The organism is Embleya sp. NPDC008237, assembly GCF_042956465.1.
In the GTDB taxonomy this organism is placed as follows: domain Bacteria; phylum Actinomycetota; class Actinomycetes; order Streptomycetales; family Streptomycetaceae; genus Embleya.
In genome coordinates, this window is sequence record NZ_JBIBGL010000006.1 from 13,780 (window position 1) to 26,834 (window position 13,055).

At 72.1% G+C, this 13,055-nt stretch carries 13 protein-coding genes and 1 tRNA gene; 9 read left to right on the forward strand and 5 right to left on the reverse strand.

Going from position 1 to position 13,055, the window contains the following annotated elements; all coding sequences use genetic code 11:
* Positions 1 to 177: 177 nt before the first annotated feature.
* Positions 178 to 597 (forward strand): CBS domain-containing protein, encoded by a 420-nt coding sequence (locus ACFZBU_RS17015; protein WP_391584377.1) that lies wholly within the window; start codon positions 178 to 180, stop codon positions 595 to 597.
* Between the two features lie 142 nt (positions 598 to 739).
* Here ACFZBU_RS17015 and ACFZBU_RS17020 read toward each other — a convergent pair whose 3' ends face one another.
* On the reverse strand, positions 740 to 1,603 hold the full coding sequence (locus tag ACFZBU_RS17020; protein ID WP_391584378.1) for a universal stress protein: 864 nt from the start codon (positions 1,601 to 1,603) through the stop codon (positions 740 to 742).
* 86 nt (positions 1,604 to 1,689) lie between these two features.
* Positions 1,690 to 2,676 carry an alpha/beta fold hydrolase gene (locus ACFZBU_RS17025; protein WP_391584379.1) on the reverse strand — a complete coding sequence of 329 codons (987 nt, stop codon included), beginning with the start codon at positions 2,674 to 2,676 and terminating at the stop codon, positions 1,690 to 1,692.
* A 305-nt stretch (positions 2,677 to 2,981) separates the two neighbouring features.
* On the opposite strand from ACFZBU_RS17025, the gene ACFZBU_RS17030 reads away from it, so the two are divergent.
* The 6 genes from ACFZBU_RS17030 (at position 2,982) to ACFZBU_RS17055 (ending at position 6,750) form a co-directional block, all read left to right on the forward strand.
* Positions 2,982 to 3,494, forward strand: a complete 513-nt coding sequence (locus tag ACFZBU_RS17030) for a methylated-DNA--[protein]-cysteine S-methyltransferase (protein ID WP_391584380.1) — start codon at positions 2,982 to 2,984, stop codon at positions 3,492 to 3,494.
* A gap of 175 nt (positions 3,495 to 3,669) precedes the next feature.
* Positions 3,670 to 4,128, forward strand: coding sequence for a hypothetical protein (locus ACFZBU_RS17035; protein WP_391584381.1), 459 nt, complete (start codon positions 3,670 to 3,672; stop codon positions 4,126 to 4,128).
* 55 nt (positions 4,129 to 4,183) lie between these two features.
* Positions 4,184 to 4,615 carry a GNAT family N-acetyltransferase gene (locus tag ACFZBU_RS17040; protein ID WP_391584382.1) on the forward strand — a complete coding sequence of 144 codons (432 nt, stop codon included), beginning with the start codon at positions 4,184 to 4,186 and terminating at the stop codon, positions 4,613 to 4,615.
* A gap of 226 nt (positions 4,616 to 4,841) precedes the next feature.
* The gene (locus ACFZBU_RS17045; protein WP_391584383.1) at positions 4,842 to 5,915 is read left to right on the forward strand and encodes a dihydrodipicolinate reductase; all 1,074 of its coding nucleotides are present in this window, start codon (positions 4,842 to 4,844) and stop codon (positions 5,913 to 5,915) included.
* Positions 5,916 to 5,917: 2 nt separating this feature from the next.
* Positions 5,918 to 6,397 carry a carboxymuconolactone decarboxylase family protein gene (locus ACFZBU_RS17050; protein WP_391584384.1) on the forward strand — a complete coding sequence of 160 codons (480 nt, stop codon included), beginning with the start codon at positions 5,918 to 5,920 and terminating at the stop codon, positions 6,395 to 6,397.
* A gap of 234 nt (positions 6,398 to 6,631) precedes the next feature.
* A tRNA-OTHER gene (locus tag ACFZBU_RS17055) sits at positions 6,632 to 6,750 on the forward strand.
* A 57-nt stretch (positions 6,751 to 6,807) separates the two neighbouring features.
* On the opposite strand, the gene ACFZBU_RS17060 is transcribed toward ACFZBU_RS17055, so the two are convergent.
* Positions 6,808 to 7,392, reverse strand: coding sequence for a helix-turn-helix domain-containing protein (locus ACFZBU_RS17060; protein ID WP_391584385.1), 585 nt, complete (start codon positions 7,390 to 7,392; stop codon positions 6,808 to 6,810).
* Positions 7,393 to 7,723: 331 nt separating this feature from the next.
* Here ACFZBU_RS17060 and ACFZBU_RS17065 point away from each other — a divergent pair, with 331 nt between their 5' ends.
* Complete coding sequence (locus tag ACFZBU_RS17065) at positions 7,724 to 9,175, forward strand: MFS transporter (protein ID WP_391584386.1); 1,452 nt, start codon at positions 7,724 to 7,726, stop codon at positions 9,173 to 9,175.
* 55 nt (positions 9,176 to 9,230) lie between these two features.
* Here ACFZBU_RS17065 and ACFZBU_RS17070 read toward each other — a convergent pair whose 3' ends face one another.
* Both ACFZBU_RS17070 and ACFZBU_RS17075 read right to left on the reverse strand, forming a co-directional pair.
* Positions 9,231 to 9,794, reverse strand: a complete 564-nt coding sequence (locus ACFZBU_RS17070; protein ID WP_391584387.1) for a hypothetical protein — start codon at positions 9,792 to 9,794, stop codon at positions 9,231 to 9,233.
* A gap of 189 nt (positions 9,795 to 9,983) precedes the next feature.
* Entirely contained in the window at positions 9,984 to 11,102 is a 1,119-nt protein-coding gene (locus ACFZBU_RS17075) for an MBL fold metallo-hydrolase (RefSeq protein WP_391584388.1), read from the reverse strand.
* Between the two features lie 349 nt (positions 11,103 to 11,451).
* Here ACFZBU_RS17075 and ACFZBU_RS17080 point away from each other — a divergent pair, with 349 nt between their 5' ends.
* Positions 11,452 to 12,897 carry an amidase gene (locus ACFZBU_RS17080; RefSeq protein WP_391584389.1) on the forward strand — a complete coding sequence of 482 codons (1,446 nt, stop codon included), beginning with the start codon at positions 11,452 to 11,454 and terminating at the stop codon, positions 12,895 to 12,897.
* Positions 12,898 to 13,055 lie beyond the last annotated feature (158 nt).

The following is a 13,055-nucleotide window of genomic DNA, read 5'->3' on the forward strand; positions in this document are numbered from 1 at the left end:
GACCGTGAACCCGACCGATCGCGGCGCGCTCCCGGCGCCCACAGTGGCCGTTCACCCGGGTGGCCGACCGGGAGTGGGACGGAGACGATGGAAGGACCGCGTCGCGGTGTCCGCGGCGCGGTCCCGAGCCCTGCGGTCGGTGTGCTGCCGTCGGCAGGCCCGACGAGAGGTATCACCATGACGAAGGCCAAGGACATCATGCACGAGGGTGCGCAGTGGATTCCGCAGACCGAGACGGTGGATCGGGCCGCGCAGTTGATGCGCCGGCTCGACGTGGGTTCGCTCCCGGTCAGCGATGCGAACGAGCGGCTGTGCGGCATCATCACCGACCGCGACATCGTCACGAAGTGCGTTGCCGAGGGTCACGATCCGGCTCAGGTCACGGCCGGCGAGCTGTGCGTGGGGACGCCGCGCTGGATCGACGCGGAGGCCGACATCGCCGAAGTACTGAGCGAGATGCAGGTGCACCAGATCCGTCGACTGCCGGTGATCGCGCGCAAGCGCCTGGTCGGCATGATCAGCGAGGCGGACGTGGCGCGACACCTGTCGGAGGAGCAGATCGCCGCCTTCGCCGAGAACGTCTACGCAGCGCGTTAGGCCCCGTCCGGCGCGGTGGGTCCGGTCCGGCGACGCGCCGCCGCAAGCGCGGCGCGTCGACCTGCCCCCGCCGCCTCGATCCGCGCGCCGCGTCGGTCCGGTTGTCCGTTCGCCTCCCGTCGCCGGGTCGCCGGAGCCGCGGTCAGTGCACCGGGACCACGGCCACCGGGCAGCGCGCATGATGCAGTACGGCGTGGGTGGTCGGGCCCAGCCGCATCGGCAGGGGGCCGTGCCGGGGGTGCGTGGCGACGACCACGAGGGCGTTGCCGATGGACGCGCAGACCAGGTCACGCCCGGCCGTACCGTTCATCACCACGGTGTCCACCGGCAGTTCGGGATCGCCGAGCCGGATCGGACCGAGCACCGTTTCGAGCATCCGGCCGCGCTCGGCGGCGATCTCGTCCACGTCGAACATCGACGGCAACATCAGGCTGGGCGCCAGGCCGGTCACCGGGAGCGCCCACGAGTGCACCGCGCGCAGACCGCCCAGCCGCCGTGCCCTGCTCGCCGCGAACTCGGCGGCCGGCCCGTCCTCGGGACCGGCGATGCCCACCACCACGCCGCTCGCGTCCTCGGCCGCGTCGGCGTGTACCACCACGACCGGGCACGACGAGTGCGCGCACACCCGCAGGGACACCGATCCCAGCAGCAGGCCCGCGAAACCGCCGTGACCGCGACTGCCGATCACCATCGTGTCGGCACGGCCGCTCGCCTCGAGCAGCGACTCGGCCGCGTCGCCCTCCCGGACCGAGCCCTCCACGTCCGCCTCGGCGAACCGCGCCCGCACGCGCGCGCAGGCGGCGTCCACCAGCGCATGTGCCCGCTCGCGCAGCTCGACCCGATGCCGGTGGCCGAGCCCGCCGACGGGCACGGCGGTGACCACGTACAGCGGTACGCGCCGGGCGACGGCGTCCTGCGCGGCCCAATCCAGCGCGCGGTCGGCGGCGGGCGAGCCGTCGTGCCCGACCAGCACCCCGAGATCGACTTCGTTGTCCGTGGACGACATGGCACTCACTCACCTCGACGGGGAATCCACCAGGCTCATACCCGGTACGCCCGGGACTCAGCTCACCCGGCCGGCCGACGGATCTCTCAGCGGGGCAGCGCGGCGAGCCAGTCGATCAGGAGCCGGTCGACCTCGGCGGGGCGCTCGTGGTGGAGCCAGTGGCCGCAACCGGCCAGGACGTGCGAGGAGAGCAGGCCGGGCAGCGTGTCGGGGAAGGCATCGATCGCATCGGACAGCCACGTGGTGGAGGCGTCCAGGGCGCCGCCCAGGAACAGCGAGGGCTGGGTGATCGGCGCGCCGGCGTACGGGGCGAGGTCCGCCCAGTCCCGGTCCATGTTCCGGTAGCGGTTGAGCGCCCCGCTCATTCCGGTCCGCTCGAACTCCCCGGCGTAGACGTCGAGGTCGTCCTCGTCGAGCCACCCGGGCAGGCGGCCGGTGGGGAATCGGTCACGGAGCCTGCCACCGCGGCCGACGAAGTGCGGATCCGGCGCATCGGGGCCGGGCATCGTGTCGGCGGAGAGCGCGGCATAGAAGCCGGCCAACCACCCCCGTACGTCCGGCTCGATCTCCGCCTCGGCGCGGCCGGGCTCCTGGAAGTACCGGACGTAGAACTCCTCGTCGCCGCCCATCGCCGCGAACACGTCGCCGGGCTTCGGTCCGCCGGGCGGGGTGTACGGCACACTCAGCAGCCCGACCGCGCGAAAGACGTCCGGCCGGACCAGGGCCGACACTGCGGCGATGGTCGCGCCCCAGTCGTGCCCGACGATCACCGCCGAGCGCTCGCCGAGCGCCTCGACCACGGCGACGTTGTCCTCGATCAGCTCCGTCATCCGGTACGCGGCGATGTCCTGCGGCTTGGACGAGCGGCCGTAGCCGCGGACGTCGATGGCGACCGCACGGTGGCCGGCCGCGGCCAGGTCGGCCAGTTGCCGGCGCCAGCCGTACCAGGAATCGGGAAACCCGTGGACGAGCAGGACCAGTGGACCGGTGCCCTGTTCCACCAGGTGGATGCGGCCGGCGGGGGAGGGGACCAGGCGATGGGTGAGGTCGGCGGTTCGGACAGGCCGTGTCATGGCAACTCCCGGGTCTCGGTACCGATCACCTCGGTACGGATCATGATCATGTGGCGATTCGGCGGGAGCCACAAACTTCCTTGCCGCTTCGGCAAAGCGCGTCAGGGGGCGAAGCCACGTCCCCGTTGCCCGTCCGTTCCGCGAGGCGGGATTCCGACGGAGAGGCGGGATCCCGGCGGAGTCGATGCCGCGAAGCAGACCCCCGCGACGTCGGGTCCCACGTTTTCCCCGGGGCCCGTGCGTCCACGGGATGACGGGGATGAAGGATGAGGACGTACACCGCGACACAGGGGGAGATCGGCACCATGAACACACGGCACGCGATCGTCGACACCTCGCTCGGCGGGCTCATCGTGGTGGCAGCGCGGAATGCCATCGTGGGTCTCTACTTCCCACAGCACTGGTACATGCCTCCGGAGGAGGAACTCGGCCGGCGGGTCGACCATCGCGAGGACCCGCTGCTCGCGGCGGCGGCGACCCAATTGGCCGAATACCTCGATGGTGACCGGACCGCGTTCGACCTGCCCACGGCCACCCACGGCGATCCGTTCCAGGAGCGGGTGTGGGCGATGCTGCGGGAGATTCCGTTCGGCGAGACCACCACCTATGGCGCGCTCGCCGAGCGGTTGGGGAACAAGGCGTTGGCCCAGTCGGTGGGACAGGCGGTCGGGCACAATCCGATCTCGATCATCGTGGCCTGCCATCGTGTCGTCGGCAGCGACGGGAAGCTGACCGGCTTCGCCGGCGGCCTCGAACGCAAGCGGCGGCTTCTCGAACTGGAGGAATCCGAGAGCACCAGGGCCGCTCGACTGTTCTGAGCCCCGGCTCCGGCGGTGTGCGTGCGAACGGGCGGAATCGGAGGGTGCGGCACGGTCATTCGAATGCGTGCTCGACGAGCATGCGAGCACCGTGTCGCGAATGTGCGAAGCCGGGCGGTTCGTGGCGTTCGCTCCGGAGAAGCCGGTTACGACACTTCGACTTACAGTGACTGTCATGGACGATTTCTTCGGCGTGTCGGGTGAAGAGGCGCCCGGGGACGCATTGCGCGAATTGGCCGAGCAGACGACCCGGCAGGGCTGGGTGGCGGCGGACCCCGCGGCGGACCTGCTGCCCAGGTTGCGGGTCGCCTGCGATCTGCCCGGCTCGCCGTGGAGCCTGCGCGGCACCACCGTGTTGCCGGACGGTGTCTTCGCCGTCGACGTCGAGCACGCCCGACCCGGCAGCCCCCGCCTGTTGGCCGACGCCATCGAGCTGCTCGCCGGGATCGCCGGTCCGGCCTTCTTCGTGCGGCACACCGACGCGGCCACCTTCGACTGCGTCACCGGCACCCTGCAACGCGACACCCCCGGACCCGGCCGAGGCCACCTGCTCCGGCTGCGCCTGGTCTCCCCCGGGCGCGGCGGCGCCCCCACCCTGCGGGCGCGGGCGGAGGCCCTGGTGCCCGTGCGTTGAGCGGCGTGCGAATAACGGGTGGTCGGCGGTGGGAGCGGGCTGGTTGGATCCGGATATGGACTTTCACCTTCCGGACGGCTACGAGATCTCGACCGATCCGACCCGGCTCGATGTCGCGCTGATACACAGCTGGTTGTCGCTCGACGCCTATTGGGCGCAGGGTCGCCCGCGGGACAAGCAGGATGCGGCGATCGCCGGGTCGCTCAACTTCGGGGTGTACGACACGGCCTCCGCGGCCCAGGTCGGATATGCCCGCGTGGTCACCGACGGGGCCACGTTCGGCTGGCTCTGCGACGTCTACATCGCCCCGGCCGTCCGGGGCAAGGGTCTGGGCACCGCGCTGGTCGCGCACATCCGGGACCACCTGCGCCCCGCCGGTCTGCGGCGCCTGATGTTGGCCACCGCCGACGCGCACGCGGTCTATGCGCAGGTGGGCTTCGAGCCGCTGGCCGCCAACGGCACGTGGATGGTCCTGGGCGAACAGTGAGGCAGCCGAGCGCACCGGGTGGGATCGGCCGAAGTCGGCTGCTCGGCCGGTGACGGTGCGGGTCGGCCGAACCCGACGGCGCGTCGCGTCCCGCGCCCGGCCGGCGGTGCGGGGCGGGCGAGCCCCCTCTCCGGCGGTGTGGTCTCGGCCGGCCGATCGGCCGGCAGGTCAACTTTTCCGGTCGTGGGCCTATGAACCGTAGGGGGCCCTCGCTACCCTCCAGCGCATGATTTCCACGGTTGTCTGGGGTACCGGGAACGTCGGCCGCGCGGCCATCCGCGCCGTCGAGGCGCACCCGGCGCTGAAGCTCGCGGCGGTGCTGGTGCACAATCCCGACAAGGTCGGCCGCGACGCGGGCGAACTCGCCGGGCTGGATCACGAGTTGGGGGTCGCGGCGGAGAACGACATCGACGCCGTGCTGGCCGCCGGGCCGGGCGCGGTGGTGTACGCGGCGTCGGGCGACATCCGTCCCGACGAGGCGCTCGCCGACATCGTGCGGGCGATCAGGGCCGGCGCGGTGGTGGTGACTCCCGCCCTGTACGCGCTCTACGACCAGCGCAACGCCCCGACCGAGTTGCGCGAGCCGGTACTTGCCGCCATCGAGGCCGGCGGCGGGTCGCTGTTCGTCTCCGGTGTGGATCCGGGCTGGGGCAACGACGTGCTGCCGCTGCTGATCAGCGGGCTGGGCACCACCGTGGACGCGATCCGCTGCCAGGAGATCTTCGACTACTCCACCTACGACCAGGAGGACTCGGTCCGGAACCTGGTCGGCATGGGGCAGCCGATGGACTACGGGGCGCCGATGTTGTGGCCGGAGATGCCGACCATGGTCTGGGGCGGGCAAATCCGGTTGATGGCACGGGCGTTGGGCGTCGAGCTGGACGAAATCCGGGAAACGATGGACCGCCGTCCGCTGGAGAGCACGGTACGCACCACGACGATGGGCGAGTTCGAGGCCGGCACCCAGGGCGCGGTGCGGTTCGAGGTGCAGGGCATTGTCGGGGGCGAGTCGCGGATCGTCATCGAGCACGTGACCCGCATCCACCCCTCCTGCGCGCCGGACTGGCCCACTCCGCCCAACGGCGACGGGGCGCACCGGGTGATCATCGAGGGACGCCCGCGCATCGAGGTCACGGTCGAGGCCACCGACGAGGGCACGAACCGGTCCGCGGGCGGGAACGCCACCGCCGTCGGCCGACTCGTCGGCGCCATCGACTGGCTGGTCGCCGCCGAACCCGGGCTCTACGACGCTCTCGACATTCCGCTCCGTCCCGCAGTCGGCAAGCTCGGAAGGAAGTAACCATGCACATCGACATCCCCGAGGACAAGGACCCGATCGCCTACGTGTGGGCGGAGATGGTGCCCGAGATCGGGATCGCGGCCTCCACGTTCTCGATGAAGGTCTACGACGCATCGAACCTGGGGCTGCGCGAGTTCGAGGCCGCACGACTTCGGATCGCACAGATCAACGGGTGCGTCTTCTGCCTGGACTGGCGCACCGAACGGGACGGGGAGAAGGTCGAGGACGGCTTCGACGTCGCGGTCACCGAGTGGCGCACCACCGAGATCTTCGACGACCGCACCCGGCTGGCCGCCGAATACGCCGAGCGGTACGCGGTGGACCACCACAACCTGGACGACGAGTTCTGGGCCCGGATGACCGCGCACTACACCCAGGCCGAGATCGTCGAACTGAGCATGGCGATCGGGTCCTGGCTGGCCTTCGGTCGGCTCAACCACGTGCTCGGCCTCGACTCGGTGTGCGTGCTGCCGAGCCACTGACGACTCCCCGTCGGGGCCGCCGAACCCTCCCGGGCGGCCCCGCGGGTCATCGGCGGGCTCCGTTCGACGCGTCGAACGTGCTTGCCCGCAATGGCCGTTCGGGAAGCCGGGTACGACGAAGGCCGGTTCGCGCGGTGCGGAGCGCGAAGGTGCGCCGCGGCGAAATCGGGTGGTCACCGCGGAACCGCGCAACCTACGCTCGGCGCAGCGGGATTGCGCAGTTCCGCAGGTTGGGGTGCCGTGGCAGAGCGGCCCATTGCGATCGACGCGGCGGAGGTTCCCGCCGCGTCGAGTGAGGGGGTACGGGCGGGCCTGCCCGGCTCCTTCCGCGGGTTCGAATCCCGTCGGCACCGCAACCGCCCGAATCCCGCCTGCGACACCGGCACACGGCCCGCGCCGCCGTGGTGGCGTCAGGCGTGCGGCTTGGCGCGGACGTGCATGCGCTCGCCCTGTCTGCCGAAGAGGCTGAGGATCTCCACCGGGCGTCCGTCCGCGCTGCCGAACCAGTGCGGCAGCCGGGTGTCCCACTCGGCGGCCTCGCCCGGGCCGAGGACCAGGTCGTGGTCGGCCAGGACCAGCCGCAGCCGGCCGTTCAGCACATACAGCCACTCGTAGCCCTCGTGGGTACGCAGGTTCGGCTCGGTGCCCCGGTCGGCGATGACCATCTTGAACGCCTGGAGGGGACCGGGGGTTCGGGTCAGGGACACCGACGTGCCGCCGCTGGGCAGCGGGCGCGGGGTCAGCCGGACCCGGGGGTCGCCCACCTCGGGAGCGCCGACCAACTCGTCCAGCGGCACGTGGTAGACGCCGGCCAGCGGCAGCAACAGTTCCAGGCTGGGACGGCGTTGTCCGGACTCCAGTCGGGACAGCGTGCTCTTGGAGATGCCGGTCGCCTCGGAGAGCGCGGCCAGGGTCAGACCGTGCCGGGCACGCAGGCGCCTGAGTCGTGGGGCGACCTCGTCCAGGACCGTTCGGTAGGCCGGTGCGTTGTCCATGGGGGCATTCCACCCCGCCGTCCCGGAATTGGCAACAAGAGTTGCCGGGATCGCGGGGTGCGGACAACCCTCCTCGGCATGAGCCCACACAGTGCGTCCGGCCGTGCGGTGCGCCGACCCGGCGGCCGGATCGAACGACACGGACCGGCCGGGGGATGGCGGGCCGGGTACGGCGGACCCGGCCGACGGTCCTCACGGGTCTGACTCCGGCCCACCGGCCGGGCAGGACGCGAGCCCCGCGGCATCGGGCCGAACGGCCGGCCGCACCCCACGAACCCCGCCGGGTCACCCGAACATCGGGCTTCGGGAGCCACCAGGAAACGGAGTGCACGTGAAAACGATCAGTGCGGAATCGGGTGAGGCGGCCACGGGCGGCGCCGAGCGCACACCCGCGGTGCGGTGGGCGCTGGCCGGCCTGTCCCTGTCGATGCTGCTGTCCTCGCTTGGCACGAGCGTCGCCAACGTCGCGCTGCCGACCCTGGCCGGCACGTTCGACGCCTCCTTCCAGGCGGTCCAGTGGATCGTCCTGGCCTACCTCCTCGCGATCACCACCGTGATCGTCAGCGTCGGCCGGCTCGGCGACATCATCGGTCGGCGTCGGCTGCTCCTGGCCGGCATCCTGCTGTTCACGGTGGCCTCGGTCCTGTGCGGCCTGGCGCCCTCGTTGTGGCTGCTGGTCGCCGCCCGGGCGGCGCAGGGCCTCGGCGCGGCCGTGATGATGGCGCTGACCATGGCGTTCGTGGGCGAGACGGTGCCCAAGGCGCGGACCGGCAGTGCCATGGGTCTGCTCGGCACGATGTCCGCGATCGGCACCGCGCTCGGCCCGTCCCTGGGCGGCGCGTTGATCGCCGGGCCCGGCTGGCGGGCGATCTTCCTGGTCAACGCACCGGCGGGCGTGGTGACGCTGGTCCTCGCGTACCGCCACCTGCCCGTCGACCGACCCGGGGCCGAGACCGGGCGGGCCCGCTTCGACCATGTGGGCACGTTGCTGCTCGCCTTGACGCTCGCGGCCTACGCGCTCGCCATGACGATCGGGCGCGGCGACTTCGGATGGCTCAACGCGGCCCTGCTGGCCGGCGCCGCCATCGGCGTCGGAGTGTTCGTCCGGGTCGAGACGAGAGCCGGCGCACCGCTGATCCGGCCGGCGATGTTCCGGGATCGGGTGCTGAGCGCGAGCCTGGCCATGAGCGCGCTGGTCTCGACGGTGATGATGGCCACGCTCGTGGTCGGGCCGTTCTACCTCGCGCGCACGCTCCGGCTCGAAGAGGCCCTGGTCGGGCTCGTGCTGTCGGTCGGTCCGGTCGTCGCCGCGCTGACCGGGGTGCCGGCCGGCCGCGTCGCCGATCGGTTCGGCGCACCACGGATGACCGCGGTCGGACTCGGCGCGATGGCCGTCGGTGCGTTCGCGTTGTCGACGACGCCGGCGTCGTTCGGCGTCGCCGGCTACCTGGCGCCGATCGTGGTCGTCACCGCCGGCTATGCGGTGTTCCAGACGGCCAACAACACCGCCGTGATGGCCGACGTCCCGCCGGACCGCCGCGGTGTCGTGTCCGGCATGCTCAACCTGTCGCGCAATCTCGGGCTGATCACCGGGACATCGGTCATGGGCGCGGTGTTCGCCCTCGCGTCGGCCACGAACGACGTCACCACGGCCCGGGCGGGCGCCGTCGCCACCGGCATGCGGGTCACCTTCGCGGTCGCGGCGGCGCTGATCGTGGCGGCACTCGCCATCGGTCTCGGCAGCCGGATGCCGGCGCGGCGCGCGGCACGGGGTGTGCGTTGAGTCGTGCCCGCCGACAGGACCGGTCTCCGGCCGGACGCGAGATTGCGGACAGGCCCTAGTCGACGATGTACCAGGCGTGGTCGATGTACTGGAGAGTCTGGTCGCCGAGGTCGCTTTGGGAGAAGGTGACGGTGGTGCGGACCGCCTTGGCGGGGACCTCCACCTTGTCGGGTCGGCGTGTCGAGACGCGGCTCGGGTCGACCGTGGCGGTTTGCAGGGCCTTCTTTTGTGCGGCGGAGAACATCCGGAACGTGATGGGCATCGTGGTGGTGCACGGGCCGAAGCCGTCGTCCTGGGCCTTCTTCGCCGCCGGGCCGGCGATTTCGCAGACCGTGGCGAGGTCCTCGCGGCCCACGGCGTGCAGGTACTGCTCGTAGCGCTGGATCGCGGCCTCGGTGGACGCGGCCTGCTGTGCCGGCTGTGTGCCGGACGTCGCCGACGGGCTCGGTGCTCCGGAGGCGGTCGGCGCCGGCGGCGCGGATGTGGCCGGTGCCGGGGCGACGACGGTCTGTGCGGTCGTCGGCGTCGGGGACGATGTCGAAGGTGGGGCCGTGGCCTGCTTCTTCGGGGAGTCGGTGTCGTTGCATGCCGCCAACAGGATGACGGCCGATACGGTCACGCCCACGATCGCCCGCACGCGATGCCCCCCTCGCTGAGATCACTGGCGGCCGATGTTACTTCGGTCGGCGATGTTCCCGCTGGGCTCGTGTTCCGTCGGCCGGGCCGGCGGCGGTCGGTCCGGTCGGTCCGGTTCGGCGCTTTTCCGCTCCGTCCGAGGCCTCGTCGGACGGAGCGGAGCCTCCCCGGCTCAGGGGGTGTTGGTGAGCACGCTCCACCACGGGGTCGGCTGGGACGAAGCGGCGGTGTCGATGCGGTCGCCGGGGCGCGGGACGGCGAGTGTCACGTCCTTGGCCTTGGCTTCGTGCCACAGGCGGTCGACCGGTTCGGCCCACGGGTGCGGGGCCAGGTCGAAGGTCGCCCAGTGCACCGGCAGCAGCACCTTGCCGCCGAGGTCGAGGTGGGCCCTGATCGCCTCTTCCGGGTTCATGTGGATGTCGGGCCAACTCGGGCTGTAGGCGCCGATCGGCATCAGGGTCAGGTCGAAGGGCCCGTGCGCCGCGCCGATGCGGGCATAGCCGTCGAAGTAGCCGGAGTCGCCGGCGTAGAAGACCCGGTGCCCGGCGCCGGCGATCACCCACGAGCCCCAGAGCGTGTCGTTGCGGCGCAGCGTGCGGCCGGAGAAGTGGCGGGCCGCGGTGGCGGTGAAGCGCAGGCCGGCGACGACGGCGTCCTCCTCCCAGTCGAGTTCGATGATCCGCGAGGCGGGGACGTTCCAGCGTTCCAGGTGGGCGCCGATGCCGAGGGGCACCAGGAACGGCGCGGTCTGGGTCGCGGTGAGGGTGCGTACGGTCGCCCGGTCGAGGTGGTCGTAGTGATCGTGCGAGATGACCACCGCGTCCAGCGTCGGCAGTGCGGCCGAGGGGATCGGGAGCGGGTGCAGCCGGCGCGGACCGACGAGCTGGGAGGGGGACACCCGCTCGCTCCACACCGGGTCGAACAGCACCCGGCGGCCCTCGATCTCGACCAGGGTGGTTGCGTGGCCGTACCAGACGGCGCTCAGCCCGTCCCGGGCCGGCGGTGTGGCCGGAGCGCTGACCAGCGGCACGGGTGCGGCGGGTCGGCGCTCGCTGCGGTTGCGGAGCATCTGGCCGATGAGCTGTGGGGCGCTGCCGGCCGCGACCAGGTCGGCGGGGACCGGATTGCGGAACGCACCCTCGTGGTACTGCGGCGATCGTCGAAAGCGGGCGAGTCGTTCGCCCTCGGCCCGACCGCCGAACTCCGCCGGGACGTCCCGCAGGGCCCATCCGGCGGCGGCCAGCGCCAGTCCACCCGTGACCAGTCGCCGAGCCGCGGCATTTCCCGCCATCCGTCCCACTCTCCTTGTGTCGTCCTCGGATTCTTCAACCGATGGTGCGGGTGACACGTTCCCTGAATCGCGATTGCGCTCGTGGCGGGAGCCGTGTGGGTGGGTCGATGGGGCGTCCGGTCGAGAGGTCGGGTGGGCGACGGGTCGGTTTGTCGGGTCGGGTCGGGTCGGGTGGGTCGGGGTCGAGGTCGGGTCGGGTTGCCGGGTCGGCCGGTACGCCGGTCGGGGTGATCGCGGGCTCGGGGCGCCCGGGGTGCCGGGGGCTCGGGGTGCGCATGTCCTTGTCATCTGTATTGCTTGACTGCATCATGCATTTGTTTGATCGAGTCGAACGAAACGAGGCACGGCCATGGGCACCGGTGAACTGCTGGACGACAACGACGCGGTGGGGCTGGCCGAGCTCGTACGACAGGGCACGGTCAAGCCGATCGAGATCCTGGACGCGGTGATCGCCCGGATCGAGGAGCGCGACCCGACGCTGCGCGCGTTCGTGTCCACGCGGTTCGAGGCGGCTCGGGCCGAGGCCGAGGGCACGTTGCCGGACGGGCCGCTGCGGGGCGTGCCGTTCGCGGTGAAGGACCTCGGCTGCGATGTCGCCGGCATGGTGAGCACGCACGGCTCACGGCTGTTCGCCGATGCGGTCGCCGAGCGGGACGGGGCGCTGGCCGCCCGCTATCGCCGCGCCGGGCTGGTGATCGTCGGCAAGACCAACACCCCCGAATTCGGCAAGAACGCCAGTACCGAACCGCTCCTGCACGGCCCGTCGCACAACCCGTGGCGGACCACCCACTCGACGGGCGGTTCCTCCGGCGGGTCGGCCGCCGCGGTCGCGGGCGGGATGTTGCCCGCCGCGCACGCCAACGACGGCGGCGGCTCGATTCGCATCCCGGCGGCCTGCTGCGGACTGTTCGGGCTCAAGCCCTCGCGTGGGCGCGTTCCGGACGACCACGGCGTGTCCGGGCTGGCCTACCCGCTGGCGATCGCGCACGCGGTCACCCGTACGGTCCGCGACTCCGCCGCGCTGCTCGACGTCGTCGCCGGTCCGCTGCCCGGCGAGCCGTATGCCACGTTGCCGATGCCGGCCGCCGGATCCTTCCTGGCCGCGCTGGACACCGCGCCGGGGCGGCTGCGGATCGGCTTCGCGACCGCGAACGTGGACGGAACGGCCGCCCACCCGGCGGCCGTTGCGGCGGTGGAGCGTACGGCGGCGCTGCTCGCCGAGCTCGGCCATCGGGTCGAGGAGGGTGCGCCGGTGTGGGACGGTCCGGCGACCGGTCGGGCGCTCGGTCAGGTGATGGCGGCGGCCACGCACGCCCAGATCGAGGACCGACTCACCGAACTCGGCCGTGAGTTGCGGGAGGACGACCTCGAACCGTTCACCCGGGTCATCCACGAGCACACCGCCGGAATGCGCGGTCAGGATCTGGTCCGAGCGTTGCAGACGGTGGTTCGGATCGGCCGCGAGGTGGCGCCCTTCTTCGACACGCACGACGTCTGGCTGAGCCCGACGTTGGGTGTTCCGGTGCCCGAACTCGGGGTCCTGGACACGAGCAACCCGGCGAGCATGTACGCGCACGCTGCGAAGATGACCTGGTTCACGTCCGTGTTCAACGTCTCGGGGTTGCCCGCGGCGAGCGTGCCGGCGGGCTTCGACGAGGGGGGCCTGCCGGTGGCGATCCAGCTCACCGGTCGGCTCGGTGCCGAGGCTGAACTGCTGCGTTTGGCGGCCCAGTTGGAGGACGCGGCGCCGTGGCCGGGGCAGGCACCGTGGCCGACCGGGGTGGCCGGCGGCTGAGTGCGACGGCCGATGGCGGGCGACGGGCCTTCGCGGGCCCGCCGACCCGCGCCTTGGCCGCCGGGCCCGGATCGGCGGCCGGGGGCCGGCGGGGCTCGGCGGAGTCGGGGCCGGATGCGTCGGCCGGATCGGGGTGGACCGGGTGCCGCGGCCGACTC